The organism is Leptotrichia sp. oral taxon 221 (assembly GCF_018128245.1).
Taxonomy (GTDB): Bacteria; Fusobacteriota; Fusobacteriia; order Fusobacteriales; family Leptotrichiaceae; genus JABCPH02.
Window position 1 is genome coordinate 304,414 of sequence record NZ_CP072378.1, and the last position, 18,389, is coordinate 322,802.

12 protein-coding genes and 3 rRNA genes are annotated in these 18,389 nt (G+C 30.4%); 12 read left to right on the forward strand and 3 right to left on the reverse strand.

The annotated features are described in order from the left end of the window. Window positions 1-67: 67 nt before the first annotated feature. The 5 genes from proC to J4863_RS01480 all read left to right on the forward strand — a co-directional run bounded on the left by proC (window position 68) and on the right by J4863_RS01480 (window position 7,003). Window positions 68-871, forward strand: coding sequence for a pyrroline-5-carboxylate reductase (gene proC / locus J4863_RS01460; RefSeq protein WP_211618734.1), 804 nt, complete (start codon window positions 68-70; stop codon window positions 869-871). A gap of 215 nt (window positions 872-1,086) precedes the next feature. Then, a 16S ribosomal RNA gene (locus J4863_RS01465) occupies window positions 1,087-2,598 on the forward strand. 120 nt (window positions 2,599-2,718) lie between these two features. After that, a 23S ribosomal RNA gene (locus J4863_RS01470) occupies window positions 2,719-5,629 on the forward strand. A gap of 49 nt (window positions 5,630-5,678) precedes the next feature. After that, window positions 5,679-5,791, forward strand: a 5S ribosomal RNA gene (gene rrf / locus J4863_RS01475). The 16S, 23S and 5S rRNA genes sit together here, the layout of an rRNA operon. A gap of 276 nt (window positions 5,792-6,067) precedes the next feature. Further along, window positions 6,068-7,003 carry an alpha/beta hydrolase gene (locus J4863_RS01480; RefSeq protein ID WP_211618735.1) on the forward strand — a complete coding sequence of 312 codons (936 nt, stop codon included), beginning with the start codon at window positions 6,068-6,070 and terminating at the stop codon, window positions 7,001-7,003. Window positions 7,004-7,650: 647 nt separating this feature from the next. Here the strand turns inward: J4863_RS01480 and tsaD are convergent. The 3 genes from tsaD to J4863_RS01495 form a co-directional block, all read right to left on the reverse strand. Further along, window positions 7,651-8,652 (reverse strand): tRNA (adenosine(37)-N6)-threonylcarbamoyltransferase complex transferase subunit TsaD, encoded by a 1,002-nt coding sequence (tsaD, locus tag J4863_RS01485; RefSeq protein WP_211618736.1) that lies wholly within the window; start codon window positions 8,650-8,652, stop codon window positions 7,651-7,653. A 101-nt stretch (window positions 8,653-8,753) separates the two neighbouring features. Further along, window positions 8,754-9,767 (reverse strand): glycosyltransferase family 9 protein, encoded by a 1,014-nt coding sequence (locus J4863_RS01490; RefSeq protein ID WP_211618737.1) that lies wholly within the window; start codon window positions 9,765-9,767, stop codon window positions 8,754-8,756. A 78-nt stretch (window positions 9,768-9,845) separates the two neighbouring features. Then, the gene (locus J4863_RS01495; RefSeq protein WP_211618738.1) at window positions 9,846-10,202 is read right to left on the reverse strand and encodes a MerR family transcriptional regulator; all 357 of its coding nucleotides are present in this window, start codon (window positions 10,200-10,202) and stop codon (window positions 9,846-9,848) included. A 169-nt stretch (window positions 10,203-10,371) separates the two neighbouring features. Between J4863_RS01495 and J4863_RS01500 the strand changes: the two genes are divergently transcribed. From J4863_RS01500 to J4863_RS01530, 7 genes are all read left to right on the forward strand, one after another. After that, the gene (locus J4863_RS01500; RefSeq protein ID WP_211618739.1) at window positions 10,372-10,569 is read left to right on the forward strand and encodes a hypothetical protein; all 198 of its coding nucleotides are present in this window, start codon (window positions 10,372-10,374) and stop codon (window positions 10,567-10,569) included. 349 nt (window positions 10,570-10,918) lie between these two features. Further along, on the forward strand, window positions 10,919-11,611 hold the full coding sequence (locus J4863_RS01505) for a GTPase family protein (protein WP_211614175.1): 693 nt from the start codon (window positions 10,919-10,921) through the stop codon (window positions 11,609-11,611). 324 nt (window positions 11,612-11,935) lie between these two features. Further along, window positions 11,936-12,940 carry a GTPase gene (locus J4863_RS01510; RefSeq protein ID WP_211618740.1) on the forward strand — a complete coding sequence of 335 codons (1,005 nt, stop codon included), beginning with the start codon at window positions 11,936-11,938 and terminating at the stop codon, window positions 12,938-12,940. A gap of 113 nt (window positions 12,941-13,053) precedes the next feature. After that, on the forward strand, window positions 13,054-13,254 hold the full coding sequence (locus J4863_RS01515; RefSeq protein ID WP_211618741.1) for a hypothetical protein: 201 nt from the start codon (window positions 13,054-13,056) through the stop codon (window positions 13,252-13,254). A 334-nt stretch (window positions 13,255-13,588) separates the two neighbouring features. Then, on the forward strand, window positions 13,589-15,703 hold the full coding sequence (gene csx2, locus J4863_RS01520; RefSeq protein ID WP_211618742.1) for a TIGR02221 family CRISPR-associated protein: 2,115 nt from the start codon (window positions 13,589-13,591) through the stop codon (window positions 15,701-15,703). Window positions 15,704-15,812: 109 nt separating this feature from the next. Then, window positions 15,813-16,196 carry a CRISPR-associated protein Csx20 gene (gene csx20, locus J4863_RS01525; RefSeq protein ID WP_249111540.1) on the forward strand — a complete coding sequence of 128 codons (384 nt, stop codon included), beginning with the start codon at window positions 15,813-15,815 and terminating at the stop codon, window positions 16,194-16,196. Between the two features lie 45 nt (window positions 16,197-16,241). Further along, on the forward strand, window positions 16,242-18,383 hold the full coding sequence (locus tag J4863_RS01530; protein WP_211618743.1) for a TM1812 family CRISPR-associated protein: 2,142 nt from the start codon (window positions 16,242-16,244) through the stop codon (window positions 18,381-18,383). The last annotated feature ends 6 nt before the right edge of the window (window positions 18,384-18,389 follow it).

The following is an 18,389-nucleotide window of genomic DNA, read 5'->3' on the forward strand; positions in this document are numbered from 1 at the left end:
AGGTTCGGGTATATTTATTAGAATTTTAGAAAAATGTACTATTGTAAAAAACTGAGAAGGAGGAAAAATGAAAATAGGATTTATAGGTACAGGAAATATGGGAAGTTCTATAATCAAAGGTATTTCTATTTCAAAATTTGTAGAAAGTGAAAATATAAATATTTTTGATTTAGATAAAGAAAAAGTGAGAACATTAGTTGAAAAATATGAAGTTAATGCTTTAAGCAGTGAGAAAGAATTAGTTGAAAATAGTGATATTGTCATTTTGGCAGTAAAACCTCATATAATTCCAAGTGTTTTAGAAAAATTGAAAGGAAATGTAAAAGAAAATACAATTATTTTGACAATTGCAGCAGGAATAAGTATTTCTGTATTGGAAAATACTTTAGGAGCAGATAAAAAAATTGTTAGAACAATGCCAAATACTCCAGCACAAGTTTTAGAAGGAATGACAGCAGTTTGTTTCAATAAAAATATTTTAGAAAATGAGAAAAAAACAATTTTTGAATTATTAAACAGTTTTGGAAAAAGTATTGAAATCGAAGAAAAATTGATGCATGCATATACTGGAATTAGTGGTTCATTACCAGCTTATGTGTATATGTTTATGGAAGCACTTGCCGATGGAGGTGTTTTAGAAGGAATGCCTCGTGATAAAGCTTACAAAATCATATCACAAGCTGTATTAGGTTCAGCAAAAATGCTTCTTGAAACAGAAAAACATCCTGGACAGTTAAAAGATGAAGTGTGTTCTCCTAGTGGAACAACAATCGAAGCGGTAAGAGCTTTGGAAAATGGTAATTTTCGTGGAAATTTGATAGAAGCAGTTGTTGCTTGTACAGAAAAATCAAAAAGAATGGCTGGAGAATAAAAAATCTTAAAAAATAAAAATTATTGAAAAAAACAAAAAAAGTAGTTGACAATTTTTTTTGTTTTTGATATAATATTTCTTGTCGATACGAAAATGTATCATGTACAATAAACAAATAAATAGAAGAAGCATATACCATGAAAGATGTGATAAATAAGGACTTTTAATAATAAAAAGTTCCTGTCAATAAGACTTTAAAAGGTGAAAATAAATATTGAATGAAGAGTTTGATCCTGGCTCAGGATGAACGCTGACAGAATGCTTAACACATGCAAGTCAATGGGGAAACGGTGCTTGCACCGTGATAACCATGGCGGACGGGTGAGTAACGCGTAAAGAACTTGCCTCTTAGTCTGGGATAACAGATGGAAACGACTGATAAGACTAGATATTATTAAAGTTTCGCATGAAGCTTTAATGAAAAGAGATGCTAAGAGAGAGCTTTGCGTCCTATTAGTTAGTTGGTGAGGTAACGGCTCACCAAGACGAAGATAGGTAGCCGGTCTGAGAGGATGAACGGCCACAAGGGGACTGAGATACGGCCCTTACTCTTACGGGAGGCAGCAGTGGGGAATATTGGACAATGGAGGAGACTCTGATCCAGCAATTCTGTGTGCACGAAGACGGTTTTCGGATTGTAAAGTGCTTTCAGCAGGGAAGAAGAAAGTGACGGTACCTGCAGAAGAAGCGACGGCTAAATACGTGCCAGCAGCCGCGGTAATACGTATGTCGCGAGCGTTATCCGGAATTATTGGGCATAAAGGGCATCTAGGCGGATATACAAGTCAGGGGTGAAAACTTAGGGCTCAACTCAAAGCTTGCCTTTGAAACTGTATATCTAGAGTGCTGGAGAGGTGGACGGAACTACACGAGTAGAGGTGAAATTCGTAGATATGTGTAGGAATGCCGATGATGAAGATAGTCCACTGGACAGCAACTGACGCTGAAGTGCGAAAGCTAGGGGAGCAAACAGGATTAGATACCCTGGTAGTCCTAGCTGTAAACGATGATTACTGGGTGTGGGCATGAAGAGTGTCTGTGCCGAAGCTAATGCGATAAGTAATCCGCCTGGGGAGTACGACCGCAAGGTTGAAACTCAAAGGAATTGACGGGGACCCGCACAAGCGGTGGAGCATGTGGTTTAATTCGACGCAACGCGAGGAACCTTACCAGATCTTGACATCCTACATAGGCCTGTGAGAACAGGCCGTGCCTTCGGGAACGTAGAGACAGGTGGTGCATGGCTGTCGACAGCTCGTGTCGTGAGATGTTGGGTTAAGTCCCGCAACGAGCGCAACCCCTATAGTTAGTTACCATCATTAAGTTGGGGACTCTAACTAGACTGCCTGCGAAGAGCAGGAGGAAGGTGGGGATGACGTCAAGTCATCATGCCCCTTATGATCTGGGCTACACACGTGCTACAATGGTTGGTACAAAGAGGAGCAAAACGGTGACGTGGAGCAAAACTAAAAAGCCAATCTAAGTTCGGATTGAAGTCTGCAACTCGACTTCATGAAGTTGGAATCGCTAGTAATCGCAAATCAGCAATGTTGCGGTGAATACGTTCTCGGGTCTTGTACACACCGCCCGTCACACCACGAGAGTTGTTTGCACCTGAAGTTACTGGTTCAACCGTAAGGAGGAAGGTACCTAAGGTGTGGATAGTGATTGGGGTGAAGTCGTAACAAGGTATCCGTACCGGAAGGTGCGGATGGATCACCTCCTTTCTAAGGAGTATATAAATACTAAATCTGTTTGGATTATGTTTCTTCTAGCATAAGGACAATGGGAAATGAATAGTAGGTAAAAAGATTACAATGAAAACAGGAAAACTGTTAGAGTTAGAATAAAAAGCTATTAAGGGCACACGGAGGATGCCTAGGCAACAAAAGCCGATGAAGGACGTGATAAGCTGCGAAAAGCTTGGTAGAGGTGCACATAACCTTTGATGCCAAGATGTCCGAATGGGAAAACCTATATGTGTAAATCACATATACGAAAGAGGTAAGTCCGTGAACTGAAACATCTAAGTAACGGGAGGAAAAGAAAGTAAAAACGATTCTCTAAGTAGCGGCGAGCGAACGGAGAATAGCCTAAACCATATACATGTAAGTTGGCGACGTTGTGTATATGGGGTAGAGGGACTTTAATAGACTGATAGCCATAAAGTTATTTTACTAGTAGAGTAAGTGGAACACAGCTGGGAAGCTGGACCAAAGAAGGTGATAGTCCTGTAGAACGTAAAACTATTAGTGAAACTTAAAGCACCCGAGTAGCATCAAGCACGAGGAATTTGGTGTGAATCAGCGTGGACCATATCACGTAAGGCTAAATACTTTTGTTGACCGATAGAGAAGAGTACCGTGAGGGAAAGGTGAAAAGAACCCTGAGTAAGGGAGTGAAATAGAATTTGAAACCGTGTGCTTACAAACGGTAGGAGCTCGCAAGAGTGACTGCGTGGATTTTGGTTAATCATCCTGCGAGTTATGATATATGGCAAGGTTAAAAAGAATGGAGCCGAAGGGAAACCGAGTCTTAATAGGGCGATAAGTCGTATGTCATAGACGCGAAACCTAGTGATCTAGGCCTGTCCAGGTTGAAGCTAAGGTAAGACTTAGTGGAGGACCGAACTCACCGCCGTTGAAAAGTTGGGAGATGAGATAGGTCTAGGGGTGAAAAGCCAATCGAACTAGGAGATAGCTCGTTCTCTCCGAAATGCATTTAGGTGCAGCCTTAATTTTAAGATATGTGGGGGTAGAGCACTGTATGATCTAGGGGGCGTATTGCTTACCGAAATCAAGCAAACTACGAATACCATATATTAATGATTAGGAGTGAGTCTATGGATGATAAGGTCCGTGGACAAAAGGGGAACAGCCCAGACCACCAGCTAAGGTCCCTAATTATGTCTAAGTGGGAAAGGAGGTGGATATTCACAGACAACCAGGAGGTTGGCTTAGAAGCAGCCATACCTTAAAAGAGTGCGTAATAGCTCACTGGTCGAGAGTATCTGCGCCGAAGATGTAACGGGGCTAAGACATAAACCGAAGCTGTGGAAGATGCTTTTGCATCTTGGTAGGAGAGCGTTCTGTAAGCCGATGAAGGCAGGCTGTAAGGCCTGCTGGAGGTATCAGAAGTGAGAATGCAGGAATGAGTAGCGAGAAGGCGGGTGAGAATCCCGCCGGCCGGAAGTCCAAGGTTTCCAGGGGAAGGTTTGTCCGCCCTGGGGAAGTCGGGACCTAAGCCGAGGCTAAGTAGCGCAGGCGAATGGAAAATAGGTTAATATTCCTATACCACTTAATTAACGTTTTTACTGATGGAGTGACGCAGGAAGGTATGTGAGAAGGCTGACGGTTTAGCCTTTCTAAGGAAGTAGCGTGAGCATATAGGTAAATCCGTATGCTTAAACGTGAGAACTGATGGGTAAGCACCTCTTGGTGTAAGTCACAAATCCTACACTGCCAAGAAAAACTTCTAAGGAGGAAATTAAGTGCCCGTACTGTAAACCGACACAGGTGGACAGAGTGAGAAACTTAAGGCCGACAGGCTAACTCTAGCTAAGGAACTCTGCAAAATAGCCCCGTAACTTCGGGAGAAGGGGTGCCTATATTACTTGAGAAGAGAAACACTTCAAGGGGAAATAGGTCGCAGTGAAGAGTCTCAAGCAACTGTTTACCAAAAACACAGGTCTATGCTAAGCTGAAAGGCGACGTATATGGGCTGACACCTGCCCAGTGCCGGAAGGTTAAGAGGAGGATTGAGAGATCCGAATTGAAGCCCCGGTGAACGGCGGCCGTAACTATAACGGTCCTAAGGTAGCGAAATTCCTTGTCGGGTAAGTTCCGACCTGCACGAATGGTGAAATGATTTGAGAGCTGTCTTGGCTGGAGGCCTGGTGAAGTTGTAATGTCGGTGAAGATACCGACTACCTGCAGTAGGACGGAAAGACCCCGTGGAGCTTTACTGTAGCTTGGCATTGGGTTTTGGCAATGTGTGTATAGGATAGTTGGGAGACTATGAAGTAATGGCGTCAGTTGTTACAGAGTCGCTGTTGGAATACCAACCATATGTTGTTGAAATTCTAATCTGGTATCGGAGACAGTGCTAGGTGGGCAGTTTGACTGGGGCGGTCGCCTCCAAAAGAGTAACGGAGGCGTTCAAAGGTTCCCTCAGGTTGGATGGAAATCAACCTAAGAGTGCAAACGCATAAGGGAGCTTGACTGCGAGACTGACGGGTCGAGCAGGTACGAAAGTAGGAGTTAGTGATCCGGTGGTTCCGTATGGAAGGGCCATCGCTCAACGGATAAAAGCTACCCCGGGGATAACAGGCTGATACTTCCCAAGAGTCCATATCGACGGAAGTGTTTGGCACCTCGATGTCGGCTCGTCTCATCCTGGGGCTGGAGAAGGTCCCAAGGGTTGGGCTGTTCGCCCATTAAAGAGGCACGCGAGCTGGGTTCAGAACGTCGTGAGACAGTTCGGTCCCTATCCACTGCAGGCGCTAGAATATTGAAAAGATCTGTCCTTAGTACGAGAGGACCGGGATGGACAAACCTCTGATGTATCAGTTGTCACGCCAGTGGCATGGCTGAGTAGTCACGTTTGGAAGGGATAATCGCTGAAAGCATCTAAGTGAGAAGCCCACTTTGAGATGAGTGTTCTTTTAGTATCCATCGAGAACAGGTGGTGATAGGCTGGAGGTGTAAGTATAGAGATATATTTAGCTGACCAGTACTAATATTACGAAAGCTTTTAATATTCTTTTTACCGTACTATTTATTTCTCATTGTCTTTATTAAGTTTTAAGTTTGGTGACAATAGCGACAGGGATACACCTGGTTACATTTCGAACCCAGTAGTTAAGTCTGTTTACGCCGAAGATACTTAGAGTTATCTAGGGAAAATAGGAAATTGCCAAACTTTTTTTATAGAACTTTGGAAAGTGTTATATAGACCAACTTAAAAAATTGAGTTGGTCTTTTTCTTTAATATTTATAAAAAATATTAATATTAACTTATAAGTTTAAATATAGTAAAACTGCTTTAAAACTAAACTCAAAAACTATGACTATTTTACTCAACTCTTAAATTTACATAATTTTAAATAGTTTTGAGTATATTTATTGTTAATTTAAGAATTTTTATTAATTTATATAGTGAATAAAAATTTATTATTTTATGAATAGAGGTGTTAAAATGTTTAAATCACTTTGTTTAGTAGATATAGAATATAAAATGATAGCTAATAATTTTTTGCTGGATATAACAGATAGTAGAATATTAAAAAATCTAGTAAGAGGTAAAAGGGCATCGAAAACGGTTAAGTATAGTGAGAAAATTCTTGTGAAGAATGGTGATAGAGACGTTACTTTGTATGTTTTTGAACCAGATACTTTAATGACTGAGAAATTACCAGTTATCTATTATATGCATGGTGGTGGTTATATAATGGGTGATGCTAGAATGAATGAAAATGTTTTAAAAGATATAGCTAACAAGAACAATGTGAAAATTATCAGTGTAGAGTATACATTAGCGACAGAATTACCATTTCCACAAGATTTAGAAGATGCATATGTGGGGTTGAAATATTTATTTGAGAATGCTGAAAGTCTTGGAATAAATGAGAAAAAAGTAGCAATTATGGGGGAAAGTGCTGGAGGAGGATTAGCTGCAAGATTGTCTTTGAAGGTGCGTGATGAAGGAGAGTATCATCTTATTGGACAAATATTAATTGCTCCAATGCTTGATTATAGAACAGGTGGGGATGATTGTCCTTATAATAATAATTATGCTGGAGAATTTGTCTGGACGAAAGCTTCTAATCAGTTTGCATGGAAAGTTTTAGCAGGTGATAAGATGATTCCTAAAGATCAAATTCCATATTTTTCACCTATTATGGCAAGTAATTTTAAAGGAATACCAAAAACTTTTATTATTGTAGGAGGATTGGATTTATTTGTTGATGAGAATATAAGTTTTGCAAAGAAATTATTAGAAGCAGGGGTAAAAGTTGATTTGAATGTAATATCTGGAGTATTTCATTTATTTCAATCAATAAAGCCAAATTCAAAAAAAGCGAAATTTTTTGTAGAGTTACGTGATAAATATATTGAACAATTATTTATATAAAATTAAAAGAGTGCCCAGAATTTTGTGTAAACTGATTATATAAATCCAGAATTCTTATTTACACAAAAATTTTCACACTCTTAAACTTAAATATACTTGAACCTATTTAAAATCAAACTATTAAAATTGTATAACTTTAGATTTCGAGTAAACAAGCATAACTTTTAAGTTTGGTTTTAAAGTAGTTTTACTATAAAATAGAATTAATTGTTTCTTCAAGTAAAATTATGGGTGATATATTTTACTTTTCTTTTGAGATTAGTCCATAATTTTTTTATTGGATTTAAATTTGGTGAAGATGAAGATGATGGGAGAAGTAATAGACGTCCTGTTTCTTTCGTTTATTAATAGCTCTTAAAAATATTTCTATGAACTATTTTTAAAAAAATTTACTTTCCATCGTTTTCCTATATATCATGTTTCCTTATTAGTACATTCACTATTTTTATAGTAATCATAATTATTCTATTGATACACTTCTTTTCCCTTAAATAGTCCCCTTTTTGGTTCCAGTCATATTTATGATGAGAATATTAAAAGCCTACTTCATCAATTTTTTATTGATATAGGCTTTTATCTGTTTGTTAAGTTTTATCCATTTCTACAATATTTTACGATGCATTATTTTGAGCTCTTTTTATAAATATTTATATTTCTTTAGTTGATTTAGCATCGATTTCATACATATTTTTTAAATTTTTTTCTTTCTTTAAATTATAATATGCGGCAGCAGCAATCATTGCTGCATTGTCAGTACAGTATTCAAATTTTGGAAAATATATATTTTCCACTTTATTTTTTAAACTTTCAAACTTTTCACGTAATCGTTTATTTGCTGAAACTCCACCTGCTACAAGTACAGTTTTTACTTTTTTGTCTTCAATTACTTTGGATACTTTGTCGTATAAGACTTCAATTACTGTTTCTTGGAATGATTTTGCAACATTTTCTTTTGAAATATTGTTGTTTTTCATTTTTTGATTATTGACATAGTTTGTTACAAATGTTTTGATTCCACTAAAACTAAAATCGTATCCTTCGACATTAGGTTTTTTAATTTTTAAAGTATCTTCTCCATTTAAAGATAACTTGTCAATTTCAGGTCCGCCAGGATATGGTAATCCTAATACTCGTGCAACTTTGTCATAAGATTCACCGATAGCATCGTCAAGAGTTTCGCCTAATAATTCAATATTAATACTTGAATCTTTTTCTGTTAAATAGTATAAATTTGTGTGTCCACCTGAAACAACTAGAGAAATAGCTGGTAATTGGATGTCATTTTCTATAAAGTTTGAAAAAATATGACCTTCAATGTGGTTTACAGGTAATAGTGGTATTTTGTTTGCATAACTTATTGATTTTGCAAACATTAATCCTACTAATAAAGAACCAATTAATCCAGGTGTATTTGTGACTGCGATATAATCAATATCATTTAGGCTACATTTTGATTTTTCTAAAGCTTCCATAAAAACAGGTAATATATTTTCAATGTGATGACGTGATGCTATTTCAGGAACAACACCTCCATATTCTTTATGAATATCAATTTGAGTTGATATAATGTTACTTAAAACTTTTTTTCCATCTTCAACAATTGCAACTGAAGTTTCATCACATGAAGTTTCAAAAGCTAATATTTTCATATTTTCTATATCAAATTCTTAATTTAATTAAAATTTTGATATCTCCTTTCTAAAAATTTTTGATTGTAAATAGATAATTTATTTATCTATTGTTAAATTTTCTATATTTCTGAAATAATTTTTTTAAAAACATCCTCTAATTTTATGTCTGACATACATCTTGAATATTTTTTTTGAAATTTATCATCACCATATAAAGAATGTGGTGGACAATTTGGATTTTGGAATAAATACGTATTTTCTTCAAAAGAAAATAATTTTGGATCTGTTGGTCCAAAAAATACAAAAGTTTTTGCTCCTACAGCTCTGGATATATGGAATGGTCCAGAATCATTTACTACGGATAATTTAGAATATTTTAAAATTATTCCACTTTCTTTAAAAGATATTTTTCCACATAAATTAATTACTCTCTCATTATTATTTTCAACACTTTCAAAATCTTCTTTTCCACCAATAACGAAAATTCTAAAATTGGTTTTTTCTAAAAATTTTTTTGATAATTCATTGTAGTAAGGCCATTTTTTTGTGAATTTAGAAGCTCCTGGAGCTAAAACAATATAATCTTTTTTATCTAAAGAATATTTTTGTACTAGATTTTCTTCCATTTCTTTACTGAAATAAAATTCGAGAGCATCTCCTTTTCCTTCTTCAATATTTTTTGTCTCAAATTTCAAATTTAATTTTTTTAAAGCAGAAAAATAGCTTTCCACAATCGTACAATCTGCATGATAAGGTATTAATTTTAATTTTACCAACAGAGTTTTCCACCATTTTCTTTTTTTGTATTTTAGATATTTTGTATTTTTTCCTAAAGAAATTCCTTTTCCAATAATTCGAGATAATAATTTTGAATGTAAATCAATTACGTAATCATAATTTTCTAATTTTAATTGATCAATTAAATCACGAATGTATTTTTTATCTTTGCTTTTGGATTTATCAAACAAAATAGTTTTTCGTATTTTTGGATTTAGAGTTATTGCTTCAGAAAAAGTAGTGTAGACAATGAAGTCTATTTGTGCTTCAGGATATTTTTCCTTTATCTTTGTTATTACTGGTGTTGTCAAAACAACATCTCCAAATGAACTAAATCGTATTATCAATATTTTCATCATTTTACTCTTTCTTTTCTCTTTTTTTTATTAATTTGTAGTAAATTGTTTTTACATTTGAAAATAATTTTCTATATATCATTTATTAAAAATTTTTTCGTAATTTTGTATTTTATATTTTAATTTACTAATAGTTTTTTCAATTTCTTTCTTTTTATTTTTTAATATTTCTAATTGAGATTCCAAAAGTTGCTTTCTTTCAGGTATCGTATTATTTCCTTTATCCATAAGGTTCACATATTTTTTCAATACATCAATAGAGAGACCAGCTCCTCTCATACATTTTACAAATTCGAGCCACTGGATATCCTCATCCGAGTAATTTCTAATACCATTTTTATCTCTAGAAATATTTTTTATTAATCCTATTTTTTCATAATATCTAAGAGTATCACTTGTTATGCCGGTTTTTTCTGATACTTCTCTAATTAGCATAAAGATTCTCCTTTTTGAAAATTTCAAATTTTTATAGGTTAATTATATCATATTATTTGGTTTTTATCGACATAAAAGGAGGAGAAAAAAGTAAGTTATCAGAAGATATATTTAAGTTAAAAAAATAATATATAATAAATCATAAAATTAATAAAAGGAAGTTGGTTTCATGGTAGTAAAAAGAATAACAGAAGAAATAGTTGGAGCAGCAGAAGATATTAAAGAAGTAGTAAAAATAATGAAAGAAACAGTGTATATAGCGGACGAAATGTTTACAAAAATGGGAGATATGGGAAAAGAATTTGGAAATAGTGCAAGTGAATTTTGTGAAGGAGTAACAGATTTTTTTAATAATTTAAGTTGGTAATTTTATAAAGATATCGTAATTTTATTTTTTAGAAATTATAAAACTGCTACATTTTTATTTAATAAAATTTTGAAATAAAGTATTAGGAATGAAAATAAAATTTAAAAGTTTATAAAAAGTATTTAATCACAGTTAAGTTATAAGATTATATTTTTTTAGAAATAAGTTAATTAGTAAAAAAAATAAGTTATAAGGATTAGATATAATTATTATGAAAAGAATGAGAGAGAAAAATTTTTGAAATTTAAAAATAAAAAGAGTTATTTTTAGGAAAAAATAGGTTAGAGAGAAAAGGTATAATGATTTTGTAAATGAGAAAGAGAATAAAAAAGATGGAGTGTGATTGATTATGACGAGTTTTAAATATTATAGAAAAAATGATATAGAAAAGAAATTGGAAAAAGCTAGATTTAGACCTTTGGATGTGATGGTAACAGGAGTAACAGGAGCAGGTAAATCGACAACATTAAATACAATTTTTAAGAAAAATGTGGCAACAGTTGGTAATGGTGTGGATCCTGAAACAATGGATTTAGATTCTTATTCGTTAAATGATGTATTTAGATTGTGGGATACTCCTGGATTAGGAGATGGAGTTGCGAATGATGAGATTCATAAAAGAAAATTGGTGGATTTGCTGTATAAAACTTATTCATTAGATGGAAATATTTATGGTTGGATAGATTCGGCAATTGTGGTTTTAGAAGGTTTAAATAGAGATATGGGAAGTACATATACATTGTTAAATGAGGTAATAGTTCCAAATATACAGGCAGATAGAATATTGGTAGTGATTAATCAAGCAGATATGGCGATGAAAGGCAGACATTGGAATAAGGAAACAAATAGACCGGATGAAGTGTTAGTAGATTTTTTAGAAAGACAAGCGTTATCTATACAAAATAGGGTAAAAGAAGCAACAGGAGTAACAATAAGAAAACCAGTATATTATTCAGCAGAATATGGTTATAACATAGAAAAATTATTAGATTTCATAATAGATAATATGATTGTAGAGAGAAGACCGTTAGTTAGAGCATAATGTAAATATTCAATTTTCTTTGGAGTGGTGAATGCTGAAACTTTGGTATAAAAAATTGTTTTTGTAAGTTAATTAAAAAGAAAAATGAGTTATTTAAAAATGTTATCATAAGTTATAATAAAAATTTGATTTTTGGAGGAATGAAATATGGGAAGATTGATTAAGGAAAATGAAATGAGATATTACGGAGTTAAAATAAAAAGAGACAAACAAATTTTAGGAAATAAATTGATGTATTCAAGCAAAAAATAGGATAAATTTTTGAAAAATAGTTTATGGTTAGAGAATTATAATAAAAATAAATAAAAGAAAGAGGTATTGATTATGGCAAGAAATATATTTAAGGAAATTGAAAGAAGAGTGATGAATGAACAAATGGATGAAACTACGAGACAAAAATTATTGGGTAATTTATTGAGAATGAAGGAGCAAAAAATTAATTTAATGATTACAGGTGCAACAGGAGTGGGGAAAAGTAGTACTATTAATGCGTTGTTTGGAGAAGAAGTAGCAAAAGTAGGAACAAGTGTAAACCCAGAAACAATGGGAATTGATAAATATGAGTTGGATAATTTAGTAATATGGGACACTCCAGGATTAGGTGATGGAAGAGAAGCTGATAACAGACATAGTAAAATAATAATTGATAAACTTTATGAAAAAGATAGAAATGGAAATTTGTTAATTGATTTGGTTTTGGTAATATTGGATGGTAGCAGTAGAGATTTAGGGACATCGTATGAATTAATAAATAGTGTGATTATACCAAATTTAGGAGAAAATAAGAAAAATAGAATATTAGTGGCGATTAATCAGGCGGATGTAGCAATGAAGGGAAAATATTGGAATGCACAAGAAAATCGACCTGAGAGAAAATTACAAGATTTTTTGGAAGATAAAGTTGCATCAGTGAGAAGAAGAATTAAAGAAGCTACAGGAATAGATGTTGAACCAATTTACTACAGTGCTGGAGACAAAGAAGAAGGATATATGCAACAAAAACCGTACAATTTATCAAAACTATTATACTACATATTACAACATACGCCAGAAGAAAAAAGATTAGTTTATGCACAAAATATTAATAAAGAAGAAGCTATGTGGAAAGACAATGATGATTTACAAGATTACAGAGCGGGAGTTTTAGAAAAATTTGTGGAATCAGTAACAAGAGGAATGGCAATAGGTGGAACAATAGGTCAAGCAATAGGAAGTTTAGTAGGATTAGGTTCAGTTGGAAGAGTAATAGGTACAGTAGGTGGAGCAATAGTTGGAGTAGGAGCAAATATAATTAGTGGAGTTGTTGATTTTTTTGAAGGAATATTTTAGAAGATAAATAGAGGGTTTGGGTGGGTGGGAATAAAAAGTTGGTGAAAAAATTACATAAATAAGTTATTGAATTAATATATAATGAATCTAAAATAAAAAAGGAGGTGATAAAAATGACAGGAATTGAAGAAACAGTAGGCACAGTATTATTAGTAACAGCAGGCGTAGTTGCAGTGGCAGAAGGTGTAAATGAAACAGCAAAATTATTGAATGAAACAGTGAATACAGCAGATGAAATGTTTACAACAATGGGAGATATGGCAGAAGATTTTTGTAATGAAGTGTCTAATTTTTTTGATAGTTTTTGTTGGTAATTTTTAGTAAAAGTAGTAATTCTATTTTAGAAGAGGAATTATTCTGAATCTAAAATGGGATTGCTACAAGCTAGATTATTAGAATTTAATTAAATAGAATAAAAATGAAAGGAAGGTGATAAATATGTTGTTGTGTTTAATAGGTTTAGTAATTTTAGGAGGAGATCTTTAGAGAAAATGGTAGTTCTATTTTGAAGGAAGAATCATTCGGAATTTAAAGTGGAATAACTTGGACTAAATTAGTTGTTGTATTGATTTTTAAAATAAATGCGGTAAAATAATATTATTGAGAATAATTTAGAGAAAGAAAAATTATAATTAGAAGGAGAAAAAGATGGCTAAAATATTGATAGCAGGGTTGGGAAAAGGGATGATAGATCGTAATAGTGAAGAAAGAGATTACAGAAAAGCAGATTATAAAATAAAAATTGAAGAAACAGGAGAATATAAAATTTATAGAGATGAATATTTTGTAACATCGGTATTAGAAAAACATTATGATATAGATAAAACAATATATATTGGAACAGCAGGGTCGATGTGGGATAAACTTTATACACATTATTGTAAGAAAAATGGATTTTCGACTGAAAGTGAAGAATATGAAAAATATAGAGATGAATTGAGAAATGTTACTAAAAATGCAAATAAAAATACAGATGTTTTAAATATAAACAGTGAAAAATTTAATTCTATATTTGAGAATACAGAGAAAAAAGTACAAATAATAGTGACAAAATATGGAATGAATAAAAATGAAATATTTGAAAACTTTAATAAAATTATAGAAATCGTAAATTCTTTAAATAAAGAAGATGAAATTTATTTGGATATAACCCATTCTTTCAGATCAAATGCAATGTGGATATTTTTAGTGATGAACTATATTACAGAAGTTATTGATAAAAATATAAAAATAAAAATGATAACATATGGAATGCTAGAAGAAATGGATGATGATGAAATAGAAAAAGATTTAAATGGGAATCCTTTAAAAGTAGCTCCAATAATTAATTTGAAATCATTTTATGATTTAATGAAATGGATAAAAGGAGCGAACGCTTTTAAGCAATATGGGAATACTTATGAATTTTTAGATATGATTGAAGATAATAAGTTGAAAAATACATTGGAAGAATTTTCAAATTCAATGAATATGAACTATATTGGGAATATAAAAGAAAATATCGGAAAAATTAATCAAATGGAAAAAACAATAAAAAAATTGGATGGACCTGCCAAACTATTATTACCAGATATTTTAGAAAGATTCGCACAAAATTTTGGTGAGAAACAGGAGACATTTGAGATATTATTAGATTTAGCAGAATGGCACTATAATCAAAAAAGATATTCAATGAGTTATGTAAATATTATTGAAGCTATTTATACTTTTACAGGAAAAATTTTAGAAGTTGAAGATATAAATAAAGGTAAAGAAGTATTAAGAGAATGGATAAATAGAATAACTGAAGAAAATAAAATAAAATATAAAGATTTGTCAGAAGAAGAAATAAGTAATAGAATAAAATTAAGTGAAATTTTTGAAAGTTCTAGGATTATTAGAAATAATATTTCGCATACATTGGAAAGTAGAGCAGAAATGCAAGAAATTATTTCAAAAATTCCAGAAAATATAAAAAAATTAAGAGAAATATTTAAAACTGAATATAAAAAAGGTGAGATTTATGAATCACAAGATTTAAAAATGCAACAGACATATACTTTTTTAGAAAAATTAGCTGAAAATGGTCAGTTTGCAGAAATTGGTAGAGTTGCATCTAATGGAATTTATGATTTTTTGTTTGAGGAACTTGGAGTACAAAAGTCAGGAGAAAATAAAAATACTGTAAAAAATTGGCTGGATAATAAAAAAGGAAATTTTGAAAAAGAATTAGAAAAAGAGCAGTTGTCTGAATTAATGAAATTGTTTTTAGAAGTTAAAAATAATACTAGAAGTATCACAGCAAAAGAAATAATTAAGAAGATAAGACATTTACAAAATATATTAACGAAAAAGTCATTTTTAGAAGCTATTGAAAATGTAAATTTAAATGATAAAGGAAGTTCTCAAATAAAACAGGCACCTAAAATAAATTTAAATAAAGAAGACAGAAAAATTTTAGTATTTAAAGAAATATTTGGAGAGCAGGAAAAAAGTGAAGTAATAAAAAAATATAAGATAAAAAGAATAAGTAAATTGAGCAGTGAAACTGCAAAAGAATGGAAAAATCTTGAAAATGATAGCAACAAAGAAAAAAATATAAAAAGATTTAAAGATATAATAGACAGAAATATTGATTCAGGTGATATTTTATTGATAGAAGGAGAAGTTGGGATAACTTTTGAATTAGTAAATTGGGCAAAAGAAAAAGGAATTGTTGCAATTTATGGAGTTGAGAAAGTGAGTGATAATTTTTTACTTAAAGTAGAATTTTATGAATATTAAATTTCAAAATTATGTTTATAGGAATTTTTGTGATTTTAAATAGTTATTGTAAAATAAAGAAGTTTGAAAGTTTAGTTTGAAATGTAGAAAAAATGAGGGAGATGATATTATGGAGAGAAAAGCACTTTTATTATTTTCACATCAGTTGACGGAAAATCAAGAAAAAGAATTGGTAGAAAATTTTAAGGTAAAAAAAATAGTAAGTTTGTCTAGTGAGTTACAAGAAATGTGGTCAAATGTGTCAATTAAGGAAAATTATAAAGAGAATCTGAAAAAAATAAAAAAATACATTGAAGAAAATTTTAATGAAAATGATGTGATGTTGGTTCAAGGAAACTGGGGATATACATATAATATTGTTAAATGGTCGATAGAAAAAAGATTAGTTCCTGTGTATAGTTATACTGAAAGAAATGTTGAAGAAATAAAAGATGGGGAGAATGTGAAGAAGATTAGTTATTTTAAACATGTGAAGTTTATTGAGTATGAGTAGTAATAAAAAATAAATTTTCGATAAATTTATAGAAAGAAGGAAAAAATGGAAAATAATATTTTAATAATGTCTTTATCAAATAATCTTGAAAAAAATATAGAAAAAGCAAAAAAAAATAAAAAAGAATACAGATGGGAAAATAAAAAATATGATTTGGAAAAATATGAGTATTTGACAAAAGTATATTTAGAAGAATTAAAACCTAATAAAATAATAGTTTTTGGAACAGATCAAAGTAGTTGGAATTATTTATATAATTTATTAAACGAGTATTTTTATTCTGAAAAAGAAGATGTTGTTTTTTTAGAAGAACAAAAAAATGATGTTGAATATATAAGAAAAGTTTTTAAAGAAAGATTTCCAGATAAATGTAAAATATTTTTTATAGAAAGTAAAAATAAATTTGATAACGAAAATATTGTTTCAGATTTAGTTTTTCAAATAGAAGAAATAAAAAAAATTTTAGATGAACAAAGCAGAAATCAGGTTTATGTTGATATAACAGGAGGACTTAGAATAATATTTTTGTCATTGATTTCAATTATTAATATTTTAAAAATATATTATAGCAAATTAAAATTAAAAGTATTATATTCTCAAAATGATATAAATTTAGATTATTTTCAAATAATTGATATAACAAATGTGCTAGAAAAATTGGATTTTGTAGATGCTGCTAGTTCTTTTACAAAATATGGAAGTGTAAATAAATTAAGAGAAATCATTCAAAATAATAATTTATTGAATAAATTAGAAGAATTGTATATAAAATTACAATTTAATTTTAAAAATATTAATGATACTTACAAAGATTTAGCAAAAATAAATGTAAATAATGAGAATGAAAAAATTTTAAAAGAAAGAATTAAAGAATTAAAAACATTGAAAAATGAAAAATATCATAATAATGTGAAAAATTATGGAATAGAAATAGTCAATAAATATGAAAGTGATAATAAAAAATATAAGAGTTTAAAGGATCAAAGAAATAAGATTGTTCATCCTTTAAATAAATTTGGGAAATATATAGAAAATAATAATGCTTGCAAAAATTTATCAAAAAGAAAAATATTAATTTGGAACTTAGGAACAGGCGAATTTGGAAGAGGATATGAAAAAATATTATATAAATATATAAATAGTGATAGTGAAGGACAAGAAGAAATTATTGAAACACAGTATACATTTGAACCTTATATAGAAAATTATGATGAAATTTATATTTTTGGTCTTGAAACAGGTAGATGGGATCTTTTAACAGAATATTTTAAAAATAAGGATATAATGTTACCAAATGAGAAAATAAAATATGTTCATGTTGATAATTTTGGAAATATAAATGAATTAAATCAAAAGATAGGAAATGAAATAAAGATAAAAAAACAAGAAATAATAGAAATAGATATGGATGTTACTCATTCATTTAGAAATATTCCGTTTAATTTGTTGACTTCGTTGAGATTGTTTGAATTGTTAAATGATAATATTGTACTTCGTTCGATTTATTATGGAGAAAGAATATTAAACTCTGAATATGGAAGTATTTATAAAATACCAATTTTAGAAATAATTAATTTGTATAAATCAATAGTAGAATTTAAAGATTATACGAAGTATACAAATTTTTTAGAAAATACTAAAATGATAGACGAAAAATTATTAAAAATTATGAGAAAAATTTCAGAAGCATATACATATAATGAATATAAAAAGATTATAGAAATATCCAAAGAATTTGAAAAAATAAATAATAAAGAATTAGATCTAATAAATAAAAAAATATATGAAATTATAGAAGTAAAATTAATAAAAAATGAAACATATGAAGAATTAATGAAATTTGTAAAAAATCAGAAAAATTCTAAAAATTATGCATTGGCGTCATTTTTCTTAATAGATATTTACAAATATAAAATTTTTAAAATTGATTCAAAAGAAAAAAGCGAAACTTTTTATAAAAAAATAGAAAAGTTGAAAAATAAATATGTAGATAATAAATTAAAAACATTAATTGACTATCTAAATAAATTAAATAATGTAAGAAATTATGCAGGACATATTAATATTAGAGAGGGATTAAATCTAATTAATTTTTCAGATTCATTAGAAAAAGCAATTGAAATTATGAATAAATTAACTTTAAAAGATATTGAAAAATATGAGAAAGAATATGAAGCAATAGAATAAATAAAA

Coding starts and splice junctions, on each gene's coding strand:
- J4863_RS01505 (WP_211614175.1), top strand. CDS start 10,919: ATGACGAGTTTTAAATATTATAGAAAAAATGATATAGAAAAGAAATTG.
- J4863_RS01510 (WP_211618740.1), top strand. CDS start 11,936: ATGGCAAGAAATATATTTAAGGAAATTGAAAGAAGAGTGATGAATGAA.
- J4863_RS01515 (WP_211618741.1), top strand. CDS start 13,054: ATGACAGGAATTGAAGAAACAGTAGGCACAGTATTATTAGTAACAGCA.
- tsaD (WP_211618736.1), bottom strand. CDS start 8,652: ATGAAAATATTAGCTTTTGAAACTTCATGTGATGAAACTTCAGTTGCA.
- J4863_RS01530 (WP_211618743.1), top strand. CDS start 16,242: ATGGAAAATAATATTTTAATAATGTCTTTATCAAATAATCTTGAAAAA.
- proC (WP_211618734.1), top strand. CDS start 68: ATGAAAATAGGATTTATAGGTACAGGAAATATGGGAAGTTCTATAATC.
- J4863_RS01490 (WP_211618737.1), bottom strand. CDS start 9,767: ATGAAAATATTGATAATACGATTTAGTTCATTTGGAGATGTTGTTTTG.
- csx20 (WP_249111540.1), top strand. CDS start 15,813: ATGGAGAGAAAAGCACTTTTATTATTTTCACATCAGTTGACGGAAAAT.
- csx2 (WP_211618742.1), top strand. CDS start 13,589: ATGGCTAAAATATTGATAGCAGGGTTGGGAAAAGGGATGATAGATCGT.
- J4863_RS01495 (WP_211618738.1), bottom strand. CDS start 10,202: ATGCTAATTAGAGAAGTATCAGAAAAAACCGGCATAACAAGTGATACT.
- J4863_RS01480 (WP_211618735.1), top strand. CDS start 6,068: ATGTTTAAATCACTTTGTTTAGTAGATATAGAATATAAAATGATAGCT.
- J4863_RS01500 (WP_211618739.1), top strand. CDS start 10,372: ATGGTAGTAAAAAGAATAACAGAAGAAATAGTTGGAGCAGCAGAAGAT.